The organism is Pseudomonas sp. PS02290, assembly GCF_029960075.1.
Lineage (GTDB): Bacteria > Pseudomonadota > Gammaproteobacteria > Pseudomonadales > Pseudomonadaceae > Aquipseudomonas.
Map to the genome: position 1 here is coordinate 99,699 of NZ_JASCOY010000004.1, position 19,532 is coordinate 119,230.

34 protein-coding genes are annotated in these 19,532 nt (G+C 54.6%); 3 read left to right on the forward strand and 31 right to left on the reverse strand.

Translation table 11 applies throughout. From position 1 onward, the window contains the following. Positions 1-302: 302 nt before the first annotated feature. On the reverse strand, positions 303-1,928 hold the full coding sequence (locus tag QMX88_RS03955) for a DNA sulfur modification protein DndB (RefSeq protein ID WP_282366556.1): 1,626 nt from the start codon (positions 1,926-1,928) through the stop codon (positions 303-305). 212 nt (positions 1,929-2,140) lie between these two features. Between QMX88_RS03955 and QMX88_RS03960 the strand changes: the two genes are divergently transcribed. After that, positions 2,141-2,515, forward strand: coding sequence for a hypothetical protein (locus QMX88_RS03960; protein ID WP_282366558.1), 375 nt, complete (start codon positions 2,141-2,143; stop codon positions 2,513-2,515). Next, positions 2,512-2,775, forward strand: coding sequence for a hypothetical protein (locus QMX88_RS03965; protein ID WP_282366561.1), 264 nt, complete (start codon positions 2,512-2,514; stop codon positions 2,773-2,775). Before QMX88_RS03960 ends, QMX88_RS03965 begins: the two co-directional genes overlap by 4 nt. A 66-nt stretch (positions 2,776-2,841) precedes the next feature. Here the strand turns inward: QMX88_RS03965 and QMX88_RS03970 are convergent, their stop codons facing one another. From QMX88_RS03970 to QMX88_RS04075, 23 genes are all read right to left on the reverse strand, one after another. Then, complete coding sequence (locus QMX88_RS03970) at positions 2,842-3,057, reverse strand: hypothetical protein (RefSeq protein ID WP_282366563.1); 216 nt, start codon at positions 3,055-3,057, stop codon at positions 2,842-2,844. After that, positions 3,050-3,544, reverse strand: a complete 495-nt coding sequence (locus QMX88_RS03975; RefSeq protein ID WP_282366565.1) for a hypothetical protein — start codon at positions 3,542-3,544, stop codon at positions 3,050-3,052. Before QMX88_RS03975 ends, QMX88_RS03970 begins: the two co-directional genes overlap by 8 nt. Positions 3,545-3,740: 196 nt before the next feature. Next, on the reverse strand, positions 3,741-4,106 hold the full coding sequence (locus tag QMX88_RS03980; RefSeq protein ID WP_282366567.1) for a hypothetical protein: 366 nt from the start codon (positions 4,104-4,106) through the stop codon (positions 3,741-3,743). Positions 4,107-4,221: 115 nt separating this feature from the next. Then, positions 4,222-4,608: a hypothetical protein gene (locus QMX88_RS03985; protein ID WP_282366569.1), complete on the reverse strand. Its 387-nt coding sequence runs from the start codon at positions 4,606-4,608 to the stop codon at positions 4,222-4,224. A 108-nt stretch (positions 4,609-4,716) separates the two neighbouring features. Further along, a complete protein-coding gene (locus QMX88_RS03990) occupies positions 4,717-4,983 on the reverse strand; it encodes a hypothetical protein (protein ID WP_282366571.1) in 267 nt (88 codons plus the stop codon). 9 nt (positions 4,984-4,992) lie between these two features. Then, the gene (locus QMX88_RS03995) at positions 4,993-5,307 is read right to left on the reverse strand and encodes a hypothetical protein (protein ID WP_282366573.1); all 315 of its coding nucleotides are present in this window, start codon (positions 5,305-5,307) and stop codon (positions 4,993-4,995) included. A gap of 550 nt (positions 5,308-5,857) precedes the next feature. Beyond that, the gene (locus QMX88_RS04000) at positions 5,858-6,211 is read right to left on the reverse strand and encodes a hypothetical protein (protein WP_230691946.1); all 354 of its coding nucleotides are present in this window, start codon (positions 6,209-6,211) and stop codon (positions 5,858-5,860) included. Between the two features lie 12 nt (positions 6,212-6,223). Then, on the reverse strand, positions 6,224-6,310 hold the full coding sequence (locus QMX88_RS29575) for a hypothetical protein (RefSeq protein WP_442969429.1): 87 nt from the start codon (positions 6,308-6,310) through the stop codon (positions 6,224-6,226). Positions 6,311-6,444: 134 nt separating this feature from the next. Continuing rightward, the gene (locus QMX88_RS04005; protein ID WP_282366576.1) at positions 6,445-6,681 is read right to left on the reverse strand and encodes a hypothetical protein; all 237 of its coding nucleotides are present in this window, start codon (positions 6,679-6,681) and stop codon (positions 6,445-6,447) included. A gap of 379 nt (positions 6,682-7,060) precedes the next feature. Next, on the reverse strand, positions 7,061-7,207 hold the full coding sequence (locus tag QMX88_RS04010) for a hypothetical protein (protein ID WP_230691940.1): 147 nt from the start codon (positions 7,205-7,207) through the stop codon (positions 7,061-7,063). A gap of 72 nt (positions 7,208-7,279) precedes the next feature. Next, the gene (locus QMX88_RS04015; protein ID WP_282366578.1) at positions 7,280-7,414 is read right to left on the reverse strand and encodes a hypothetical protein; all 135 of its coding nucleotides are present in this window, start codon (positions 7,412-7,414) and stop codon (positions 7,280-7,282) included. A 396-nt stretch (positions 7,415-7,810) separates the two neighbouring features. After that, positions 7,811-8,065 carry a hypothetical protein gene (locus tag QMX88_RS04020; RefSeq protein ID WP_282366580.1) on the reverse strand — a complete coding sequence of 85 codons (255 nt, stop codon included), beginning with the start codon at positions 8,063-8,065 and terminating at the stop codon, positions 7,811-7,813. Between the two features lie 156 nt (positions 8,066-8,221). Continuing rightward, complete coding sequence (locus QMX88_RS04025) at positions 8,222-8,770, reverse strand: hypothetical protein (protein ID WP_230691937.1); 549 nt, start codon at positions 8,768-8,770, stop codon at positions 8,222-8,224. A 70-nt stretch (positions 8,771-8,840) separates the two neighbouring features. After that, positions 8,841-9,089 carry a hypothetical protein gene (locus QMX88_RS04030; RefSeq protein WP_230691936.1) on the reverse strand — a complete coding sequence of 83 codons (249 nt, stop codon included), beginning with the start codon at positions 9,087-9,089 and terminating at the stop codon, positions 8,841-8,843. Positions 9,090-9,623: 534 nt separating this feature from the next. Next, positions 9,624-9,998 carry an ASCH domain-containing protein gene (locus QMX88_RS04035; RefSeq protein ID WP_230691935.1) on the reverse strand — a complete coding sequence of 125 codons (375 nt, stop codon included), beginning with the start codon at positions 9,996-9,998 and terminating at the stop codon, positions 9,624-9,626. Beyond that, positions 9,995-10,366, reverse strand: coding sequence for an HNH endonuclease (locus QMX88_RS04040; protein WP_230691934.1), 372 nt, complete (start codon positions 10,364-10,366; stop codon positions 9,995-9,997). The genes QMX88_RS04035 and QMX88_RS04040 overlap by 4 nt, the downstream gene beginning before the upstream one ends. Next, a complete protein-coding gene (locus tag QMX88_RS04045) occupies positions 10,357-11,601 on the reverse strand; it encodes a hypothetical protein (RefSeq protein WP_282366586.1) in 1,245 nt (414 codons plus the stop codon). The genes QMX88_RS04040 and QMX88_RS04045 overlap by 10 nt, the downstream gene beginning before the upstream one ends. After that, a complete protein-coding gene (locus QMX88_RS04050) occupies positions 11,598-12,929 on the reverse strand; it encodes a hypothetical protein (RefSeq protein ID WP_282366587.1) in 1,332 nt (443 codons plus the stop codon). Before QMX88_RS04050 ends, QMX88_RS04045 begins: the two co-directional genes overlap by 4 nt. Further along, a complete protein-coding gene (locus tag QMX88_RS04055) occupies positions 12,926-13,894 on the reverse strand; it encodes a hypothetical protein (protein WP_282366588.1) in 969 nt (322 codons plus the stop codon). The genes QMX88_RS04050 and QMX88_RS04055 overlap by 4 nt, the downstream gene beginning before the upstream one ends. Then, positions 13,887-14,903, reverse strand: a complete 1,017-nt coding sequence (locus QMX88_RS04060; RefSeq protein ID WP_282366590.1) for a hypothetical protein — start codon at positions 14,901-14,903, stop codon at positions 13,887-13,889. The genes QMX88_RS04055 and QMX88_RS04060 overlap by 8 nt, the downstream gene beginning before the upstream one ends. Next, positions 14,900-15,109 (reverse strand): hypothetical protein, encoded by a 210-nt coding sequence (locus QMX88_RS04065; protein ID WP_230691929.1) that lies wholly within the window; start codon positions 15,107-15,109, stop codon positions 14,900-14,902. The genes QMX88_RS04060 and QMX88_RS04065 overlap by 4 nt, the downstream gene beginning before the upstream one ends. After that, complete coding sequence (locus QMX88_RS04070; protein ID WP_230691928.1) at positions 15,106-15,519, reverse strand: GntR family transcriptional regulator; 414 nt, start codon at positions 15,517-15,519, stop codon at positions 15,106-15,108. Before QMX88_RS04070 ends, QMX88_RS04065 begins: the two co-directional genes overlap by 4 nt. Then, positions 15,512-15,889, reverse strand: coding sequence for a hypothetical protein (locus QMX88_RS04075; protein WP_282366596.1), 378 nt, complete (start codon positions 15,887-15,889; stop codon positions 15,512-15,514). The genes QMX88_RS04070 and QMX88_RS04075 overlap by 8 nt, the downstream gene beginning before the upstream one ends. Positions 15,890-16,116: 227 nt before the next feature. Between QMX88_RS04075 and QMX88_RS04080 the strand changes: the two genes are divergently transcribed. Further along, positions 16,117-16,806, forward strand: a complete 690-nt coding sequence (locus QMX88_RS04080; protein WP_282366598.1) for a VRR-NUC domain-containing protein — start codon at positions 16,117-16,119, stop codon at positions 16,804-16,806. Between the two features lie 273 nt (positions 16,807-17,079). On the opposite strand, the gene QMX88_RS04085 is transcribed toward QMX88_RS04080, so the two are convergent. The 7 genes from QMX88_RS04085 to QMX88_RS04115 form a co-directional block, all read right to left on the reverse strand. After that, positions 17,080-17,379, reverse strand: a complete 300-nt coding sequence (locus QMX88_RS04085; protein ID WP_282366600.1) for a hypothetical protein — start codon at positions 17,377-17,379, stop codon at positions 17,080-17,082. A gap of 59 nt (positions 17,380-17,438) precedes the next feature. Beyond that, positions 17,439-17,660, reverse strand: a complete 222-nt coding sequence (locus QMX88_RS04090) for a hypothetical protein (RefSeq protein ID WP_282366605.1) — start codon at positions 17,658-17,660, stop codon at positions 17,439-17,441. A gap of 16 nt (positions 17,661-17,676) precedes the next feature. Then, positions 17,677-17,895, reverse strand: coding sequence for a hypothetical protein (locus tag QMX88_RS04095; protein ID WP_282366607.1), 219 nt, complete (start codon positions 17,893-17,895; stop codon positions 17,677-17,679). Continuing rightward, positions 17,892-18,293 carry a type II toxin-antitoxin system MqsA family antitoxin gene (locus QMX88_RS04100; protein ID WP_282366609.1) on the reverse strand — a complete coding sequence of 134 codons (402 nt, stop codon included), beginning with the start codon at positions 18,291-18,293 and terminating at the stop codon, positions 17,892-17,894. The genes QMX88_RS04095 and QMX88_RS04100 overlap by 4 nt, the downstream gene beginning before the upstream one ends. 1 nt (position 18,294) lies before the next feature. Beyond that, entirely contained in the window at positions 18,295-18,594 is a 300-nt protein-coding gene (locus QMX88_RS04105) for a type II toxin-antitoxin system MqsR family toxin (RefSeq protein WP_282366611.1), read from the reverse strand. A 245-nt stretch (positions 18,595-18,839) separates the two neighbouring features. Further along, positions 18,840-19,022: a hypothetical protein gene (locus tag QMX88_RS04110; protein WP_282366613.1), complete on the reverse strand. Its 183-nt coding sequence runs from the start codon at positions 19,020-19,022 to the stop codon at positions 18,840-18,842. Positions 19,023-19,148: 126 nt separating this feature from the next. Next, a complete protein-coding gene (locus tag QMX88_RS04115) occupies positions 19,149-19,460 on the reverse strand; it encodes a hypothetical protein (RefSeq protein ID WP_282366615.1) in 312 nt (103 codons plus the stop codon). Positions 19,461-19,532 lie beyond the last annotated feature (72 nt).

Sequence of the window (19,532 nt, forward strand, 5' to 3'; positions counted from 1 at the left end):
GGTAATACGCAGCAGTGCATGGTAGGTACAATACCTGGCCGAGTCATTCCACAAATTCAATGTCGGATGCACTAACGGCGCTGATGATCGGTTTAACACCGCAGCAGTTACAGGCCTCGATTATCAGCGAGGACCCTTTAGGACTCTGATGGTCAATCACCGCAAGAGAGCCTGCCGGGATAATACCCCAGCCGTTGCAGAGTTCTCGCACAGTGCGCACCCGCTTCCCTGTGTAGTCCCGTTTTAGCTTGGGATGGGGAATTGTCTTTAAATTTGCCATTTTTGATGTCCGAAAATTCTGGTTATCGAGGGCTTGAGGCCAAGCTTTCGACGCGGGCGTTCACTTCCGCCAGATCAGCTGGCAGTGGCACACCGGTCACTTCGAGAAGTTTTGCTGCGGTCGATTTAGTGCCATCTGTGGTCTTTTGCATTTTACCCAGGACCACGCAGCGATTTTCCCACATCCGATCGACCTTCCCGGTCTGGACCCCTTTCAAGCGCTCCATCACCTCCCAGTTGGCGAAACCTGGATCATAAACCTTGGCATGTCGATCGAACGTCAGTAACCGATTGCCTGTGAACAATGCTTCGCGGCCGAATATCCCCAGCGCTTCCAAAAATACGGCGTGACCGATGATCATCATTTCCCGCACATCGAACGCCGGGATACTTCCGCTGACCATATGCGCCCACTGGGGCAAGTGCTCGGCGCACTCATCGAAGAAGCGCTTCACCATCTCCGCAATGCCGGCCAATCGCTGCGGATCCTGCTGGCCAATGGTCTTTTCGCTGACACCGGTGAGCAGTGTCACAAACTTTTTAAACGCAACCAGGCTCCAGAGCTTGTATGAACGCTGACCGGGTGTAGCGTTCTCGAAATCGATCCGCTTCTTAATTTCCGGCATGGCCTTGAGAATTTCTTGAATCCAGGCGTTGTAAGGATTGCGGTGGTCATAAAGTGCGTTCAGCGCTGATGAAGGCTTGACGGCTTTACTATTGATGTCCGCAAAAATTTGTTGAGATCGACGAAGCCCCTGGTCGAAGTGTATTTGAACCGGAGCTGTCTCGTTTTGTAGTGACGGATCAGATTTCAGCGCCAGCTCGATAGCGAAACGCCGGTGCTGGCCATCGTTGATGAGCATCATGGCGCTCATCGGAATGTGTAGGGTTCCGAGCTGTTTGCCCCCATCCATTGGTTCGAAAGCCATCGCAGTGTCAACGCTTGCAGTCAGGGCCGGCAAAACGTAATCGTGCCTATTGGCAAGGATGTAGTCGCTGATGTCCTCCGCCCGTTTTTTGTTCAAATTGCGCTGAGCTCGCAACTCAGCGGGGACCGACTCCTCGTCGAAAACAAAAAGCTTGGCGAGGATCGGATAGGGTACTTGGGCAAGGTAATATTCTTCACCCGACTGAATGCCACGGACTGCTGGAACAGCGAAGCAGGGCTCACTTCTGATTTCGTCTACGCTCTTTTGCGCTACATAGGCTCGAGCGTTTTTCTGAGCCTGAGCTTGGCGAGACGCTATAGCGTCCTGGTGGTTCTTTCTAACGACAGGTTCGTACTGGGCGCGAAGCTCCTCGATGCTCAGTCCGAGATCTTGCAGGTAGTAGCCTGCGTCGTCGGCCATTCGTGCAGCAATGCCAGTCAGCTCGACAGAAAGAATTGCCTCCATGAGTCGCATGCAAAGGTTCTCACGTTGATCAGCATGATGCTTCTCAACGAGGTCCATCGCGATATCACCCTTACGATAAGTTGTATCGGATTGAACAGAAACAAACTGGCCTTTGCCGGATGACAGCTTACGAATGTTGAGCTTTGCAGCCTTTTCCTTTGCAGTGTGAGAGGCCGTATGGGTGGAAACAATCTCGCCCTCCTCCACGGTTTTGTCCAAGAAGCAAGATTCTGTGGCAACGACGTAATAATTCATGAGCAATCCCAACGAGTGACTTATTGGGAGCACTATAGGTGCGTTTAACGCACCTGTCAAAGCCAAATTCATACACACCATTTGATATGACATGTCCCGTCGGACACCCCGTCCTCCACACGATATTTTTCCATGAACGCTGCCCCACGGTTCTTTATTGCCGGCTGAGTTGCATATCACAGAACCATGCAAACAGAGGCGTAACCATGCACATGACTGAGCAATACACTGCGTTGAAAAAGCAACTTGCGGTTCACCTGGCCACCGCCGGCTGGATGACCCCTTGTGAATTTGATATGGCGTACACAATCGCTGTCTCTTCGAAGGACTACGAAACAGAGGTGGGTGTCAAAACCGCGCAGATCTCTCTCATTCCGACATCTGAGGGCGGTTTCAAAGCGATGGGCAATTACTTGAGCGAGGGTGGAAATGTACTGAGTACCACCTGGCTCACGATCGGCAATTCCTGGACACCTGAGCAATTGGAAAAGGGAACACTTGATTTCGCCGCTCGCGTCGATCGGGAGGTGGACATGTCCTATGCCCGGAAACTGTACCTTGGACGAAAAACGGAGACAGCAGCATGATGCGTGCAGACCAGGTGAAGGACGCCGAGGGATTTGAAGTTGTCTTGTTCACGTCAGATCATGGCTATCAAGACTACGACATCAAAGGGCACAGTGTACTGCGAAGGGCATGCGTTCCGCCCGACATCAAAAAAGGTGAGACCTTCAACGTGTATCACGGCGAGAGCAGTAAATCAGGAGTGAAATGGACCGGCGCGTTGCTAGATTCTCTTCATGAATGGCTTTGCTCAGAAAACATAAATCAGCCTTCAGAGGTGTGATACCCGAATAACGTTTGATCGAGGCCGCCCACCAAGGCGGCTTTTTTTATCAGGTTTTCGCCTAGCTCACTTTGTGGTGATCGGCGTATACCGCCCTCCCAAGGCAGCCGAGCCTTGTGGTTGTGAAGACCTGAGTGCCTGCCGAAACCGATCCGTTTGAACGATCAGCGCGACTTTGCGCGAGCGATCATCCTCGAACCGGGCTTCATAGGCCGGCAGCTTTATGGCCAATGTGTCGACGGCATCTGCCTTCTCCATTCCATCTCGTTTTTCATCAGACATTAGGCTGCTCCTCTCTGCCTCCGTGCATAACCGGAGAGACCTCAGAGATGCATGTTTCGTCAAGATCGGGAAGTAGTACCTTTGGCAGGTCGTAGACGTAATCGCGGATGTTGAAATACAGCTCCAATACGTACGCACCAAAAGCCTCCTCGTCCTTAGACAAGCGCAGATTTTCCCCGTGCGCCCATAGGCCGCGTAGTTGGCTAATATCAGCGCCACCGAGCGCTAAGTCGACATGTTCCAGATGAGCCCCTTCACCATCCTTATCCTGAACTGCCCGGCTGAAGACGTGATCACGAATGGTGAAATACAGCTCCAGGATGCTCGCGCTGAAACCATCCTGGTCCTTAGCCATGCGCAGATCCTCCGTGCGCGTCCACAAGGCACGCAATTGGACTTTGTCTGCACCGGCGAGCGCGACATCCATGTGCTGCCGCCGCATTTCTTCAGCCTCCATATCCTGCACAGCCTGGTTGTGATCGCTCATGTTGAGACTCCTGTCCTATAGATTGGGCTGGTCGAGTATAAAGCGTGCAAATAGTCAATGATGTCAGACCATTCCGAAAGTCTCGGAAATTAACGGCCCAGTTGATAGATGTTCGAGCACGAATCCATGGGTGAAAAAAAACCCCCGGGCTCGGCCGGGGGCTTTGTTGCGTTATTCAATGAAGGTGCCACGGCGTTCATTCAGAGTCGAGACCGCCTGCGCGATCAATTTCGAGCATTTCTGTACAACGCGCCCGAAGCTCCTCCACGTCTGTGGATGGGTCATCTTCAACTGGGTCGTACCCGACATTTTTGATGTACCACTTGACCAGCCCATTCATGTCCATGGTCGAGAAGTCGGCATCCTCGTAAGTCCGAGATTCTGTTTCTTGACCATCATCGAACATGCATTGGCGGTCAAGTTTGACAGCAAATTCATACTCACCTGCTGGTAGTGGTGTTACCTGATAAAAAGCGGACTCCTCCAAAAGCTTTTCAGCGAGAGCTTTTGCAGCCTCAATGCCGGTCACATTTTTGAAAACGAGTTGGGGTTGTTTTCGCATGGCGTGTATTTCCTGACGAGTTGGTGTGTGGAATGAGATGGCCAACACCGATCAAGAAAATGAGGTTCGTACAGCTTTACCGAAGGTCGCATCATGTTATGCCGCCGGCGACAGCTCATTTCTCAGCGGTTTCAGAACTAGCACCTGGACCGCTCAGTTTAACGCCCACTTCATGGTGCGACATACTGCTGGCGTTGTAATCCTTCAACCACTTTTCTTGCTGCGCAGCGGTTCTTGCTCCGCAGACCGATCCGTAAACAGACCAACCGTATGCATTCTGTGAGTTTGGAGCTCGAACCATATTCAGCGTGCATTCCTGCCCCATGATCAGCGCCTTTACAGTTGCTTCATCGCCTTCAACTTCCGGAGGCGCAACGACAATGAATCGGTTGGTCAAATACGGTATGGCCATTGCACCAGCTGCTTCTGGGGTACCTGGTTTCATCTCCGCCTGAGCGCCAAATGCAATTGTGAAAAGCAAAAACAAAAACTTGGATTTCATGATTTTACCTACTCGATCGGAGTCACTAAAGCGAGCCTCCACTACGGAATCAGCCCCACGTTTAGTGCGGGGCATGGGCGGGACGGTTTTTTTTAGGCAGCTAGGGTTCTAAACGTCCTGGACAGTATTGCGGAGCCGTTCTAAGACGCTCCGAGCAAACTCGGGCGCTGCCGCTTTAGCGTCTTCGATGCTGACAAAACCGCTTCCAATATGGCCCAAATAGTCCAACTCGAAAGCACCAGCATCATCAGTAATCGCGAGCATTTCCTGGCCTGCGAAACGAGCGACTTGCATCACCTCGGGACTATCTCCCCACCAGACCTGCTGAGGCCGATTCAGGGGGAATACGTCTCCCTCTCGTATTTTGATCAGCATGCGCTTCTCCTACTCGCTGATGATTGCTTGTCCGGCAATCAACAAGGTGACTGGAGACGGTAGGGCACCGCCGTTTCCAATGGCAGCAGTACACGCTTCTAAAAGCCGCCGTGACAGCGCCATCGCCTCTTGAGCGTCGCCGATTTCAATCTGAAGATAGTCGGGATACTTCGATTTCTCATCGATTACCTGCTTCCCTTGACCTTGGATGAACAGCAGCTGACTCCCCTCCCCCGCTACGCTGAGTACGGAGCGCAACACGGTGGGCGTAATGCCTGGGACGGCGTTGCAGATTTGGCCGGTTATTTCTTCGCTGAAAATCATTCTCTTCCCTTGCGCCGAAAGCGCCTTGTTTCACTGACGAAGCCCGCAAGGCGGCGTGCTGACAATAAACGCAAGCTAATTGACCTCGGCTTTTGGCCTTCTGTGCAGTTCTTACGCTGAACGCCAGTCCTCGACCAGCTCGAAATAATTGTACTGAACAGCGCGCACTGCACCCTCAAGCACAGTACCGTCTGTAAGCTTGACCCGTGCGCGAGAAAGACCAGGTGCCTTAAGTAGTTCAATGCCAATTTCTGAAGGCGTGATGAGAACCGAGTAGCAGCTATCTAGGCGCCCTATCAACACTGAATATTTCTGGGGCTCTGACGTACGACCCAACTCGCCCGGCTTTCCGTAAATCAGAGTCAACTCCACGGAATCTGCATTAGTGCTCACATGATCTCCTTTCTTGGACAGACACGAAAGCCGCGCCTCTTCACTGACTTGGCCCCAGTTTTTAGGCCAGGGCTTGGATGTAACCGATCGAGTTTTCTCTAATTTTGGGCTACCAGTCCTACTCCTCCCCGGCTCTACTCAAACAGCCTGTTTCCTTTCACTCAATTGTCATAGTCTTGGCTTCATCCCAATCGGTTGGTGAAGCGGCCCCAGTTGCGAATGCATAGCGCATGCCGACAGTTGGTCGGTGGTGCTTCATGAGGAAGGCCGCTGCGCCTGCGCACATGGCCTCATGGCCAGACGGCATATAGTTGCCGTCATCGTCCCATTCGCCCCCGCCTGCCGAGTGAACCGTCTTATGGCAAGGGAACGTTTTGTGGTCATCTTCGAGGAGCTCGCTGATGATTTCCTCAAGTCGCCCTGATGCAAGCTCAATCGCACCCTTCGGGAGAAACGGGCAATTTGCGCACGGACGCTTGAGCCGTAGGTGATGCTTAAACTGATCCGCCATCGGTCTATACCCTTATCTCAGCCGCAGTGAATCAGGAGGGCCGGCGTCGCGATGAAGCTGTCCGTTTCTAAGTTGCAGCGTGACGCAATCGGGGAGCATCGCAACGATGTATCAGGTTTGGTGGTCATATCCGGTCATTCCTTCGATGTTGTGGACGCCAGAGGAGCATCCTTTTACTGGGTAGCCCAACGTTTGACGGCTGGGCTTGTAGTGTACCTGGGCGCCCCCCCCCTCTACCTCCAGGCGAACTGATAGAAAGGGAACAGGGGCGCTATCGCATCAATCGCAACAACCAACTCATGCTCTGGTAATCGATCGCCGGAGTATTGCTTAACCAGATCGAGGAAAGTCTGCGGAGCGGCACTTCTCACTTCCGGATCAGCGGGAGGTAACAGGCCGTCGAAGGCTTTCACCTCATCCAAGGCGAGGCCGATCATTTTCACCGCCGCGATTCGAATGTCAGTCTTCATTGTTGCTCCTCACAAGGGACGGATAGTTTAAAACAACCAATTAAGGGAGGCATTGCGCTCGTCAAGAGGACGATCCGGCGTCGCTGGACGATCAAACTCTTCACGGCAAGGATCGCACAATGTGTAACAAACACCGGCCGTCATGTAGCTTCTGGCCGTTGGCTGCTGCGTACGGCAGCGATCGCAGCAAAGACAAAGTGGTTTCATCGGCATCGTAGTTCTCCTACTTAACTTCGATCTGCCACACCAGACGAAACCGAACCCGGCCTGCTTGGCTACTGCTCCGTTTTGTTCCTGGGTAGCTCAAAATCTAATTTGACTTCGCTGCCTTGGCACAAGTTAGTGGGCCAAGGCCTGAGGTTCAGCGGCTTTTCCCTGATCAGTTGGCTTTCCAACCAAACTCGGTTTGACGCCAGGTATAGCCGAGCTGCCGACCAAGGCGCAGATAGCGAGCTGCTGCTTCGCGAGTAACCCAAGCTGCGTGGCCATCGGCATCAATCAAGCGGGAACTGTTACGAGTGTTCATCACGTCTTTCCTTTCATTCGTCGTTGGCTGCTGGTGGGCCTTCGGAGCAGGCCCTGCACAACCATTCTGTGGTCAAATGCTCAATCTACCCAGTGCACCGTCACGCACCTTTTCTTCACCGCAGCCGATGCACGACCCAACAGTGCCGGACTCGCTGCCGAGGACAACTCGAACATCTTTGATGAACGTTGGTTTGTCATCTTTCATCACAGCTACTCTGTTGTCCTGCTCGCATAGCGTCCACCTGGTCTGGCTAGGTGGCATAGCGTGGGTGCTAATGGGCAATATTTTGCTGGCTTGAAATGCAGTAGGTGTGCTCATCGCTGTTTTTCCACAGAAATGCCTATGAGATCATTTTAGGTGCGTTTAAGGCACCTGTCAAAGCCGTTTTTAAATTGCCCTTTTGCTGATAAACCTACGGTTTTCACAAAGAAAAACCCGACCATAGAGATGGTCGGGGTGGGTAGTACGTTTATTGAAAAGAAACCACGCAGCACAAATATTCGTCTGTACTGCGTGCGGTGATCGCTAACCGGAATAGGCCACGGACATGTGTCATCTGCGGCTTACCTTTTATCGAGACCAGCACCAGCAGTCGTGTTCTCATTGCTTTGCGACCAGTTCAGCAGGGCGGACCGCCGGCGATGGAGTTTCGTTGTTCAATCGTGCGAGGAAAGCGATGTAACTTGCCTCTTCATTGACGTGCATGATATGGGCGATGAACTCGCTGCGTTTTTTTTCGAGCCATCGTTCGGCTGAGGCAACACCTTCGCAGGGAACTCGACCTTCGAAGATCTTGAAATCGTCGAAAGCAATTTTTTCTGGCCAGGTGAGATCGTTAGCGTTCAGCAGATTCATGAGGGCGTCTCCGGGAGGTTGTAATCTTCGTACTGGGAGATGCGCAACACAGCGCATGAAACCACCGCAGCGATTGCGGTGCTGTTCGCACGGGGCACAAAAAAGCCCCTACCGCGCAATGCGATCAGGGCTTAGGTGAATGTTGAGATGCCGAGACTATGCAAGACTGAGCACAACTACTGCGTTGTTGGCCGCTTCAAGCTCACTATCAAACCGTTCTGTGGACCTGGTACCGAAATTCAATTTGTACCAAAAGTACGATCCTTTCGACTTGAACCCCGGCGTATCCGTGGTGTAGACAATTACAGAGTTGCGCAAGCACACCAGCGAATTACCGAGGTCATGACGATTTGCGAGGATCCAAGCCTTTAGAGCTTCTGCATTGAACGTACACCGATAATCGAACGGCATCACCTCCCGATTAATGCGCCGGCATCGTTCAACGAGAGTTTTGAGATCGGGATTTTTGTCGACGTAATACCACTCTAGAATTCGGCCAACATGGTCGATGTTGAAAACTTCCGTGTGAGTCCACAGGAGCGTCAGATCTGGAAGACCTGCCTCTCTCAACCATTCTGAAATGTCGACTTTGAGGCCACTGCCTTCCTCCTCGTGGTCAGGTGTAAAAACCACGTGCAATTGTTCTGGCGAAACATCATCTCCGGTGGTTTCGTTCTTCACAACTGTACCTGCATGACTGTTCATGATTCTCTCCTGAGGGTGTAGGCGTTGTCCCAGGAGATGGGTCACATCGACCATCACGAGGTGGGTCTCGTTATTCAGACCCATGCAGATAGCATGGTTCAGTAGCCGCAGCGAGGTGAGCACGCAGAGTCCCGGCCGGCGTGCCGTCCTCCTCGAGCATTTCGGTGTCGAGCAAAATATCGCTCGTCAACTCGATATCCTCGATACCTACCTCATCGGTTAATCCGCAAAAGCGACGCAGAAAGTCGAGTGCTTTTTCCGGACTGTAGTGGGCAACAATATCGTCGCCCAACTGGTAGGCCTTCAGTTCTTGGTTCAAGTTTATGTTCCTCGATTGAATTACTGATCAGTCGCCGCCAGGTTCACGAAGGACGAAGTGTCCGCGGATGACTCTGCCTGACGCCAATGCGTCGACTTGAGTCGCCCGTGAAACGCACCGCACAGGCACCTCTTACCGTTCGGTAGAGACCATACATACGCTTTTACGACCTCGAAGCAGAATGGGCACTCCAACCCGATGCAGGTTCGGCCATTCTCCGGGGTTCGCCAAATCTCCGCCCACTGCCGAGACTCAACCTGGCGTGCGTTCTTGTCCATTGAGGTGACGCGAACATCTGCGGTGGTCGGTCCCGGTTCGGGCATACGGGGTTGAGGCCGTAAGCCGCGGCTTTCTCCCATAGCACCCGCGGCCCCTGTTGCCGCATGAACAAATAAAACCCCGGTAGGAGTTTCCGCCGGCGCCTGCTGAGCACAATCCCAATGGACTTGGCTAATGCCGTGGAAGGCCTGCCCCACAATCATTGGATCATCACAGATGGAGCAGAGGCGACGCTCCTCCTGCAATTCGTCTATGTCAGTCATAAGCGGTTGGTACCTCGAAGAATCCGAGTCGACCTTTGAGCGGCGCAAATGGAAGGGGCTGCGGATCGCGTAGCAAAAAAGCCTTTGGCCCCATGAACCAGGGCGAGTCGCTGTGATCGAGGACGTCTACCAATTCAACCGAACCAATCACACCGCCCCGGTCCAGTTCACCAAACGCAGGGATCTCAATCGCTCCGCATGCAAAAGACCACGCCCTGGCTTCTTCGTATTCGCGTCGGGTCATTCCTTTTGCCGCATGCACCAGAAAGCGGCCGCGGTAGTGAGACCGCCAACTGCGGTTTTCGACGTTCTTCCCAGCGTGCACAATGAGCCAAGCCCAAGGCTGCCGAATAGTCAGGGCTTTCATTCTCGCCCCGCCGGGCATTTCTCAAAGTAGAAGACGACCGGAGCCGCCGTCTCCACGACCAACCCAAAGGCTTTTGCCATTCGATAGATGCCGTGATACTCATTGAGGCTATTCACGTGCCCTGCAAGCCAATTGCGCCAACCTTCAAGCTCCTGCCGCCCTTTACTTCGATTACACGGGGCGCAGGCGGGCATCATGTTGTCGAGGCGATGGTTTTCGGGTCGCTCGGTGGGCTTATCGACTTGTCGGATGATCGGCTCAAGGTGATCCTCGTGCCATCTGTTACCCACAAGCACAACGCCACAATAGGCGCAGTGGCCACCATATTTCAGCCGTAGTTGCTCGCGTTCAGCTTTCTTCAGGCGCATGGTTCAACACCTTCAGTCCCATGCTCGGTACGCTCATAAAGCGAGAGAGTTCGGCGCAGAGCTTGGATACACGTCTCCTCGGCCGTATGGCACACCGCGCAATGAGGGCAGTGAGCTTGACCACTCGTATTGGTCATTACTGCCGCCGTTCCGGGTACTGTTTTGGGTAACAGGTACCGGGCGTAATACAGACGGTGAAAAATGGCGCAGATTGGGTCCGAGTGCTCATCGCCACCCTGTTCATCAACTCCGTCAATACTGCCGGAGTGAATGCTGGCAAGACGGTAACAGCCATCTACGACAGCGATGTATTTGGCCAACGCAGTACTGCGCGGCTCTGTCAGTGTGGAAAGTGCTGCCCGGAATTGTTCGATGTATTCCGCTTCGGAGGATCCCCAGCAATTCACCAGACAAACGTCATCAGGCTCGCAACCTTCGTCCTCGGGTTCGTCGCTCGGCTCGCCGGGGACCATGAAAAACTCACGCTCGATCGCATGCAGAAGGTTAGCGAACCGGATGATGTTGGTGAAGTTCACCAGCAGCACAGACACCGGCTGGCTGTAGGAAAGGCCGATCAAGTCGTACACCTTGCGAAGTGAAGCTGTATCTCCGTGGCTCACCGGCGGTTTGCGGTACAGCGGACCTTGATCGGTAATAGCGCGAACAACATCCGCCGCCGACCAATTCAGGTTCAGCATGCTCTGTAGAGAGAGATCCACCGGTGCCCCTTGGTGTTGGCTTAATTCCGGTGCAGCGCCTACCGGCGGTTCCCACACCTCGCCCCCCTTATAGGCGTACCCGGCGGTTTCCAATGTCTTAATCGCCGCCAAGGCCGAAGCTCGGGATTCGAGTGTATAAACCGGCGTTTTAGCGCACATGCGGTCGGTATTGTGTGCAGCCTGCTCGGAGGTGAAAACGCTCCGGCCACCGCCGCATGCGGCGAAGTCCGCGATCCAGGCGAATGGTTGGATCCCAGCAGCGTCACCCGTGGATGGGGTATGGAAGGCATCACTGGCGGCGCCGTTGATTGCCACAACCACCGCCAGGCCTGCATCTGTGAATTCGTAACGTTTGAACCCAATAGACCGGATTAACCCGACACGCGCCAGCGACTTCATCCGATCAGCAGGGACGTCGTAGCCCTGATCATCCTCGGTGGTTTCGTGGAACCGCAATACGTCCCTGCGCTGTTGCTCGTTAAGCACCAGCGGTACTTCAATCATTTGTTCAGTCATACCGCGCTCCCTTCAAAGTCAGTCTCCGCAACTCGCTCAAAATCGTGGCCGTACTGATGGCAGTTGCAATCAACCACGTTCGTTTCGCCAACCGATTCACATTGGCATAGCTGCGCAACAAGCTTTTCGTACAAAGTGGCTTCCATACCTTCGGCGACTTCGGCACGTGACAGACTGACGGTGCGCCGCTCGGTAGTGGATGGGTGTTTGTATGTGAAGGTCAGCGCCTCTCCTCGCAGGCGACCCAGCTCTGCAAAACTTGCGGCTTGGAGTTCGACGCGACCTGGGCTCAGAGACAGCCCCCCCACCGCCTTGCTATAAATGAACTTGATCTGATCCCACGAAATTATGTGACTCTGGCTGTACTGGCCTTCACCGTCGCAAATCTCGCACTGCTCGTTCTGGTCATCCAGCTCGGCACATTCGGGGCATTCTTTGGTTACCGTCACCTTGAATTCCCCAAGCAGTAGCGCTTTCGCTCCATTCTCGGCGGTCAGACTTCTCGGCATGATGCAGTAGCCATCAGGGAGCGCCGCCGGTGCCACCTGAACGTGCAGAAACGGGAGCCAGCCAACCGGGACGCCTTTGCCCTCCACAAAATGGTCATGCGACCAGCACCAGCCAGCGAACTGCCAACGATCTTCCCCGTCATTGTCAAAGTTGTTCGCGCCGATGGTAGGGGCTTGATCCACATCCTCTGTCGAGTGTTCTTCGAACTCAACCAGCAAGCGCACCATGGTTCCGTCACGTGGCGCAGAGGCCATGTCCAGCCACTTATCAACCGGCTGCCCGCGCTCACGTTCCAGCTCTTCGATGCGTGCCTGTAGCTGATTGATGGTTGATTGCTGGCTGCGCGCGTTGACTTGCAGCAGGGAGCGCATGGCGTCCATCACCCATTTATGCGGGAACCAGTTGTGAGGGTCGCTACTGGCCGCAGCCATGTACGCATGCTGCTCATCGCACCGCTGCGCAGCGCCACGACAAATGGCGATTAACTGCGCCTGGGCGGTGTCACTGAGCGGCGAGGCTAGCCCTTGCGACTCCACAGGCGCATCAAGTAGAGCACGCAGCTTTTCCCATGCCGCCTTCGATGCGTCGGTACTGCATCCGTAAGTCAGGACAAGCTCAAGATCTCCCCGCAATACGTCGGCAATCGTTGGGGGATTGGTCATGGCTCGGTACTCGTTGAAACGCCGCTGCGCTTCGTCATCGCCACCCAAGCACCCGCAACGATGTGGATGTGCCGTGTAATCGAGATGGCACAGACGGTCAGGATAGAGCTTTGGCTCGCAGCTGGTTTTCACTGTCGCCGGGGTTTGTGCCTTCATAGCTGTGTTTCCGCATTTTGAGTTGCTGGGAGCGATTTCAGCCAATCACGGAGCTTCTGGTACTCCCCGTTGCGATAACTGCCGAATGCGCAGATGAATGGCTTGGTGTGGTTATGGCCATCACGAGCTAGGAAGTCGATACACCCTTGCTCTGTGAAGCAGGCGGTTACGAACAGGTCGATATCCTTCACCGCGTAACGCTCCCAGCCCTTCACTTCTCGTCCGGCGGCGTGTATCGCCTCCAGTCGCAGGGCGGTGCGGTCATCTGCCGTGGAGACGTTTTCGGAGTGGTACCACTCAATACGGTCGTGGTCGTGTGTTTCGAGGGTGACCATTCCGCGCTTTTCCATCACTGCGAACAGCGGCTGGTCGGTACCGCTGTTGTCTTGCGAATTGATCAAGCGCCCAATTCCCATTGGCGGAACCAACAGCATGCGCAGGGCGTCACGCTCGTCTCGATAGCGCAATGCTTCCAGATGCTTGGCTTGGGCAGACTCCGCATTGATGTTCATGAAACGCTTGGTGCGTTCAAGCTCAGTAGTGGCCGCATCAATAAACGCAATGACCTCATCGTCTCCCGCATTCCGGTGCATGAACTGGCTCTGTTCATAGTGAGCACAATCGGTCGAGTTATCCTCGCGTGTGGCGCCCTTGCAGGCATACACCGTTGCTTTACCGCCACCGCACTTGGCTACATGCAAAACCCCACCACACACGCGACAGGGTGGAACAGGAGTTGAGGTGTACCGCAGCCGAAGGCTGGCTACAAAGTCCGGCGCCAGCTCAGCTACTGGATCACTTCCCAAACCTTCCTGGCCATTCAGCAGAGCGCGGATTTCGGCGGCCGCGATCTTGTGGTGCTGGATAGCAGCGCCATTAGCCAGAGTTTCCAGATCAGCTGTGATGGCCAGCAAAGCGGTGGTTAGGGTTTCTCGAGACAGGGTTCCGGAAACGGGCTTATTCATGGCGTTCATCCCCCATGGCGGCCTTGCTGACCTGATTAGGTGAATTACACGAGCAGCGGATTTCCTCCTGCCTGATCGACATGCAGAAATCTGCGACGTGACAGTCGTTGCAGGGGCTGGTGGAGGACTGGTGAATGTTCAGCGCCTCAATGACGGCCTGCACGACCCTCACACCGTTGTCGCCGGTTGAGTCCGCGGAGAATGCGGCCAATGCGCAATGAACACCGGGCTTGTTTGCGATGCGCTGGAAGTCTTCCCACTTAAAGCCGCTGAAGGTATTCGACAGGGCGTCCGCCATGGCAGCAGCAGCGAACTCAGCAATGGGAAGTGTGACCGGTACCTGTCGGGCGGCGATTGTTTCCATGTCGGCAAGCAATCGGTAATGACGGGCTTGAAGATCACCCAGCGAGGTTTCGACCTCACTCACGACAGGCGCCAACGGCAGATCGCCAACCTGCGCCAGCGAGTCGATGGCCTGACGCCAGGTGCCGAAGGCCTGCCCGTCGTGCTGATCATCGTCCGCCGGGGGAATAAACCATTTGGCCACACTGTCGTCAAAGTACGGCACCAGCGCGAACTCTTGCATGTGTAGGCGCTCGTACAGATCCACGCGGGCGGTATCGATCAAGCCAATTGCCTTGATGTCCACGCCAGCGGCGTCAGGATTGTTAATGTAGAGGCTGGCCAGCAGGTGCCAGCTGGACGTTTTCGCGTCCTGACCATCCATCAGGCGCCACGCATCACGAATCAGTTCGTCAGCCAGATGCAGACGGACCTGCAACTCATCGTTGTAGCGCGAGACCTCAGTGGTGTTTTTGTGAACCTGCTCGGCAAGTTGGGCATTCAGGCTTTCGAGGTACTGTGCCAGCGTGCAGGCGAAGTCACCGGCGAGCCGATCGTTGATGTATTGGCGGAAGTCGTGCCGCTTCAGCACGGTCTTGAACAGGCTGTCGATATAACCGCGTCCGCCGTCGGGCGTGTTCAGGTTGAATTCGGGCGTCTGGCTCATAGGTGCAATCTCTCCTTGATATCTGTGTACTGGTCGGTGCTGAGCTTGTAGTGGTGCATTGCGTCTCGCAGCAGGGTTTGTGCAGCGTTTACATGCGCGGCGGACTTGCCCTTTGAAAGGCTCTCTACTGTCTGCTCAAGATGGACACGACTGGTGAAGGTGATCCCGTGCGCCTTCCATGGGAATTTCTGTTGACCGGTGCTCATTGGTCACCACCTTGGCCTGCCTGATTGGCGGCGAGGAATTCGGCGACAACTGGCGCCAACGCATCATTCGGGCGGTCAAGGCGAGGCAAGCACTTCTCCAGCAGCCGCAATGCTTTGCCCAGTTCAGCTTGAGCCTTGGCCATCGAATCATCGATGAGAGCGCTGGCCACCACTTTAGGCGTGTGGTGTGGCTTGCCGTCGATCAGCCCGCGAGCCTGGACGCAGCGCAGTGCTTCACGCACCGGCATGCGGCTGACGTTGTAATGGTTGGCGATAGCCTGCTGACTCAGCTTGGTACCGACCGGCAGAGTCCCGTCGCTGATAACTTGGGCCAACTGCGCAGCAATAAAAAAACCATCGACTGGGCGGTCCGGACGCGGACCTAGTGCCTTCAACAAGAGTTCAGACATAGGTCTGTTCCTTCGGTCCGTTGTGCAAGCAGCCCACCTGCCTGTAATGACCCTCAGAGCGGTTTTCAATGGCGTGGGCCTCGCCTGCAACTTCCAATTGAGACATGGAACCCGAGCAGGGCTCGACCTGAGTAGGTCTGGACAGAGCTGAGGTATGACGAACGAGGTCAAGCCAAGGGTGATCACTGACCGTGCTTTTTGCTACACAATCAGATGCGTGGACAAACTTCTCAGCGCCCTTGCTGGACAGTTGGCCGGACTTGCAGTGACGGCAACGATAGAGATCGCCATCGATCTCCCAGGTGCGGTGATGCAGCTCAAGGTCGCTGTCCATTTTGCGCAATGCGCATTGGGCCGTTTCGTTGCTCATGGCTTCCCCTTCTAGGTGTCGAGTTCTGCCACTTGCTGTAGGGCTGACCCGCCGTTTTATTGATTGAGTTCTGCTTACCGGCTTCGCCATGCTTGAATCAACACAGCGCAGCGAGCGTGATCGTCTGGAACCCACGGAAGCAAAATGCCTCTTGGTATCTGAATGATACATAACACGTAGCTATACGGAAATAGCGGTATCAATTCACCTGACAAAGGATGTACCCCATGAAACAGCAGAAGATCTCACTGGCCGATCAGTGCGCCGATATCGGCTGGTCGCTGACCGAGGTGCGGGCGCAGAAACATGACAAACGTCTTTGGTCAATAGAGGGAAACCCGGTCGGACTACCTGAGGAAGTGGTTGGTCAGATGTTTGCCGACGCCGGCGCCAGCGTGAGTTATTGCGAAGGAGGATCTGCCCTTTTACTCATGAAGGCAGCTGCACTAGAAACTTTGGCACGCAGGAATCCATTCGGCGATCGAGTCGATGCGGTCAACCGCTACCTGGAAGCACAGATGACGATTCTGGTGGAGCACACTGCCGAGATTGTATATTCCGTTAGGAATGTTACATCGGACGCACTTGAGCGAAATGTGAGCGAGCTTTCGAGAAGCTCAACCCTCGCGTCATTTTTTCCGAGGGTGAAGGCGACATTCATGCTGGAATTATTCGAGCAACTGGGTAGGGAGAAACTGGCGGACCTGCTAATGGCGTTCTCCGATGCACCTTACGATTACCGCGCTGGGTGGCCCGACCTGATCGTGATCGAGGGCGGGCAGATGAGTCTGGTCGAGGTCAAGACCAGCGACAAGCTTCTGGACTCACAATTGCGCTTTGCGAAAGGGATCTCGTCACCGATGGGTTTCGACTGCAATGTCGTCCGATTAAAGGCCACAAAAGTACAAGGGGTCTGAGTTGTGCCATCGTTAGACTCCGCAAATGGAGTAGCCCTTTTGATGGGCACAGTCAGTCTCCGCCCCCGCGTCCCGTTAGAGAAAACTGACGGTAAGAATGCGTAATGTGCCATCGCTAGAGAGGACCTGTTGGGCTCAAAAGCCAACCGTACGTAAGGTCGCCCCGGATCGCAAAGGGTCGAGTGTGTCACCCCAAAATGCACAGAGGGCCGGTGACGAATCATCGCTCCGGCCCTCGGTTTAACTTGGTTATCTACTACGCGGCGTTTGGCCTTAGATCTTTTCCAGCGATTCGGCAGCTGCACGGATGATGCTCTGCAGCTCTTCGGCATCGGTCGGGCTGATGGTCACACTCCAGAACACATCGTTGCCGTGTTCGTAGGTGATGCGTACCGTCTCAAGGTGGCCAGCGACGACCCGCGGCTCGAACCGCAGCTGCTTGGTATGAGCTCGCACGCTGCACAGGGTATGCAGGAAATCGATTTGCAGCTGACCGGTAGGGAAGACGGAAAACGTCGCGTCGGCCTGGTCTTTGCCGATGAGACGGTAGGTGCGCTCTGTGTTGATGCTCATAACAAATTCCTTGAGTGTTGAGGGTTGGTTTATGACGCAGCGAACGGCATCGAGGCCGATCAGCGATCGTTCAGGGATTCGATCATGTGGCTGTGCGCAGCGTCCGCCAGCTCCAGCAGCTCACGTGCTTCCTCAGCGCTTATCAGCCCCTCGGTTTTCATCATCCGGACACCCTGGCGCAACTCAGCGTGCCAAGCGTCGTAGCTGCCGCGCACGATCGTGCCGCTCAGCGTTTCGTGCCATTCAGCCAGTCGCTTGGTCTTTTCATCCATTTCGCTCATAGGGGCCTCAGTGTCATCAGTGGAGAACAGGCGCAGGGATGCCGCCGATGTTTTGGGCCAGCAGCTCGACGCTTTGGAGGGTCTGCTTGACCTCCTCCACTACTCGCGCCCTGACAGCGATTGCATCGGCCCCCGGCTCGATCGGTACCAGCTCAAGGGCCGCCAGCGATGTTTCCAGCGACGCTTTGATTTTCGCCAGATCCATGCGAGCCTCTTCGAGGCCGTCGTCGATCATGCCGCTCTCACTTCATTCAGCAATTCCGGGTGACGATCGAGCAGCTTGAGCAGCAGCACCAGCGCGATCGGGGGCTTTACCTTCCCCGTTTCATACCGAGAGAACGCATTGGTGCCCCCGCCGAAGATTTCAGCGGCTTGGCGCTGATCAAGCGCCAGCTTCTTGCGCACGCTGGTGATGAACAGCGGATCCACCACGGCCGCGTTGACCTTCTTGTTGAACGCCAGCATTGCCGCGCTTACACGGTTCGACTCAGCAACGCCCAAAATCGATTCCCCGCACGCAGAGCAAAACTCGCCGTGTACGTCCGGGATAACGGTCGATTCGTTTTTGTAGGTGTACGACAGGTCGCGGGTGTCAGTCACCAGCTCCGCGCCCCCACAGATTGGACATTTCATGTCATTGCTCCTTGAACGAGACGATCAACGCGTCATCGGTCACAGTGAGTTTCAGATAAACCCGGCGACCATCGCCCAGCTTCGGACGGTAGACGTCTTGCCAAGTGGTGTGGTCGGCGTAGGTTGTCATGCTCTTGTAGAAGTCGGCAGGCGTGAGCAGCAATACGATGCCGACCATCCCTTCAAAGTCGAAACCCAACGCAGCAGCGCCAATGAGCGCGGTTGTGGTCGATTTCACTTTGCCCGCACCAATCAAGGCCTTCACAACGGACAGCTTGCAGTGTGGGGTTCTTTTTTCCATACGAAGGACAATAACCTATTTGGTTATTATTTGGCAAATAGGTTAATGCATTGAAGCGAGGGTGTGAAGAATCAGCTCTACAGAACAACCCTATCAGGATTGGCGCGATACGAACTCAGCGGCCACGTGCTGGTTGCTAATGATCAGCATCTACAAGCGTTCTACCAGGCCTGACGACAGTTTGTCGCTGGTCAATCTCTGTACTGCAAAAGGACATTAAGGGCCGTTAGTGCGACGAAAGATATTTATTCCTTGGATCTCGGAAGTCGCTTTGAGGCCTCTTCCGGCGTCAGGTCTTCCAAGGCGACAAGGCAGGTCGCCCCCCGGCAAACCAAAATCATGCGAACACCATCTTCTGACAGGCCTTTGTAATCGCTGTGAGTGTTGCGATAGATCTGATCCAGTTGGGCTTTGGTGGGGCTGCTCATGATCGTTTTCCCGAGAGGTTCACTGGCCATGCTTGATCTCTGTTCATCAATTGGATACCAGAACGGGCACCCTTCTAATTAATCGGCCCCGCAAATGCGAGGCTTGGAAAAGGCCACTACAAATAATCAGACCGGGTTGCCGCGGTGAATGAAAACCTTCGCAAGCAGCGGGTGTTGTTCCTCCAATTTTTTGACAATCAGGCGCGCTTTGCGAAACGCCTCATCCAACTTATTTCGTTTCCATAGCCAATCGTGCTTAGGACGCTGCCAGAAGCGCCATCCACGGGGGTCTTCAAGCGAGAATAGTTCGTCAGCCGCAGCTTTGGCAGCCATACGAGCCTCCTGATACACCGCATAGAACTGTCGGCGCTGTTCCTCGGGGTAAAGCTCGCGACACAGTTCCAAGTTCGCCATTGCGGCCGTTGCTTCTTCTTTCATGATCACACCTGTAATTGTTGTTACCTTGCCGGGCGGCACCTCTGAAAGTGGCACGCTGGAGGAATGTTTTGT

Coding starts and splice junctions, on each gene's coding strand:
- QMX88_RS03955 (WP_282366556.1), bottom strand. CDS start 1,928: ATGAATTATTACGTCGTTGCCACAGAATCTTGCTTCTTGGACAAAACC.
- QMX88_RS04095 (WP_282366607.1), bottom strand. CDS start 17,895: ATGATCGACGACGGCCTCGAAGAGGCTCGCATGGATCTGGCGAAAATC.
- QMX88_RS04005 (WP_282366576.1), bottom strand. CDS start 6,681: ATGAAGACTGACATTCGAATCGCGGCGGTGAAAATGATCGGCCTCGCC.
- QMX88_RS04010 (WP_230691940.1), bottom strand. CDS start 7,207: ATGAACACTCGTAACAGTTCCCGCTTGATTGATGCCGATGGCCACGCA.
- QMX88_RS04090 (WP_282366605.1), bottom strand. CDS start 17,660: ATGAGCGAAATGGATGAAAAGACCAAGCGACTGGCTGAATGGCACGAA.
- QMX88_RS04110 (WP_282366613.1), bottom strand. CDS start 19,022: ATGAGCAGCCCCACCAAAGCCCAACTGGATCAGATCTATCGCAACACT.
- QMX88_RS04115 (WP_282366615.1), bottom strand. CDS start 19,460: ATGAAAGAAGAAGCAACGGCCGCAATGGCGAACTTGGAACTGTGTCGC.
- QMX88_RS04035 (WP_230691935.1), bottom strand. CDS start 9,998: ATGAAAGCCCTGACTATTCGGCAGCCTTGGGCTTGGCTCATTGTGCAC.
- QMX88_RS04050 (WP_282366587.1), bottom strand. CDS start 12,929: ATGAAGGCACAAACCCCGGCGACAGTGAAAACCAGCTGCGAGCCAAAG.
- QMX88_RS04105 (WP_282366611.1), bottom strand. CDS start 18,594: ATGGAAAAAAGAACCCCACACTGCAAGCTGTCCGTTGTGAAGGCCTTG.
- QMX88_RS03965 (WP_282366561.1), top strand. CDS start 2,512: ATGATGCGTGCAGACCAGGTGAAGGACGCCGAGGGATTTGAAGTTGTC.
- QMX88_RS04040 (WP_230691934.1), bottom strand. CDS start 10,366: ATGCGCCTGAAGAAAGCTGAACGCGAGCAACTACGGCTGAAATATGGT.
- QMX88_RS03975 (WP_282366565.1), bottom strand. CDS start 3,544: ATGAGCGATCACAACCAGGCTGTGCAGGATATGGAGGCTGAAGAAATG.
- QMX88_RS04060 (WP_282366590.1), bottom strand. CDS start 14,903: ATGAGCCAGACGCCCGAATTCAACCTGAACACGCCCGACGGCGGACGC.
- QMX88_RS04070 (WP_230691928.1), bottom strand. CDS start 15,519: ATGTCTGAACTCTTGTTGAAGGCACTAGGTCCGCGTCCGGACCGCCCA.
- QMX88_RS04080 (WP_282366598.1), top strand. CDS start 16,117: ATGAAACAGCAGAAGATCTCACTGGCCGATCAGTGCGCCGATATCGGC.
- QMX88_RS04055 (WP_282366588.1), bottom strand. CDS start 13,894: ATGAATAAGCCCGTTTCCGGAACCCTGTCTCGAGAAACCCTAACCACC.
- QMX88_RS04020 (WP_282366580.1), bottom strand. CDS start 8,065: ATGAATCTGCTGAACGCTAACGATCTCACCTGGCCAGAAAAAATTGCT.
- QMX88_RS04075 (WP_282366596.1), bottom strand. CDS start 15,889: ATGAGCAACGAAACGGCCCAATGCGCATTGCGCAAAATGGACAGCGAC.
- QMX88_RS03960 (WP_282366558.1), top strand. CDS start 2,141: ATGACTGAGCAATACACTGCGTTGAAAAAGCAACTTGCGGTTCACCTG.
- QMX88_RS04065 (WP_230691929.1), bottom strand. CDS start 15,109: ATGAGCACCGGTCAACAGAAATTCCCATGGAAGGCGCACGGGATCACC.
- QMX88_RS04000 (WP_230691946.1), bottom strand. CDS start 6,211: ATGGCGGATCAGTTTAAGCATCACCTACGGCTCAAGCGTCCGTGCGCA.
- QMX88_RS04085 (WP_282366600.1), bottom strand. CDS start 17,379: ATGAGCATCAACACAGAGCGCACCTACCGTCTCATCGGCAAAGACCAG.
- QMX88_RS03990 (WP_282366571.1), bottom strand. CDS start 4,983: ATGCTGATCAAAATACGAGAGGGAGACGTATTCCCCCTGAATCGGCCT.
- QMX88_RS03970 (WP_282366563.1), bottom strand. CDS start 3,057: ATGTCTGATGAAAAACGAGATGGAATGGAGAAGGCAGATGCCGTCGAC.
- QMX88_RS03995 (WP_282366573.1), bottom strand. CDS start 5,307: ATGATTTTCAGCGAAGAAATAACCGGCCAAATCTGCAACGCCGTCCCA.
- QMX88_RS04025 (WP_230691937.1), bottom strand. CDS start 8,770: ATGAACAGTCATGCAGGTACAGTTGTGAAGAACGAAACCACCGGAGAT.
- QMX88_RS04045 (WP_282366586.1), bottom strand. CDS start 11,601: ATGACTGAACAAATGATTGAAGTACCGCTGGTGCTTAACGAGCAACAG.
- QMX88_RS03985 (WP_282366569.1), bottom strand. CDS start 4,608: ATGAAATCCAAGTTTTTGTTTTTGCTTTTCACAATTGCATTTGGCGCT.
- QMX88_RS04100 (WP_282366609.1), bottom strand. CDS start 18,293: ATGAAATGTCCAATCTGTGGGGGCGCGGAGCTGGTGACTGACACCCGC.
- QMX88_RS04015 (WP_282366578.1), bottom strand. CDS start 7,414: ATGAAAGATGACAAACCAACGTTCATCAAAGATGTTCGAGTTGTCCTC.
- QMX88_RS29575 (WP_442969429.1), bottom strand. CDS start 6,310: ATGCTCCCCGATTGCGTCACGCTGCAACTTAGAAACGGACAGCTTCAT.
- QMX88_RS03980 (WP_282366567.1), bottom strand. CDS start 4,106: ATGCGAAAACAACCCCAACTCGTTTTCAAAAATGTGACCGGCATTGAG.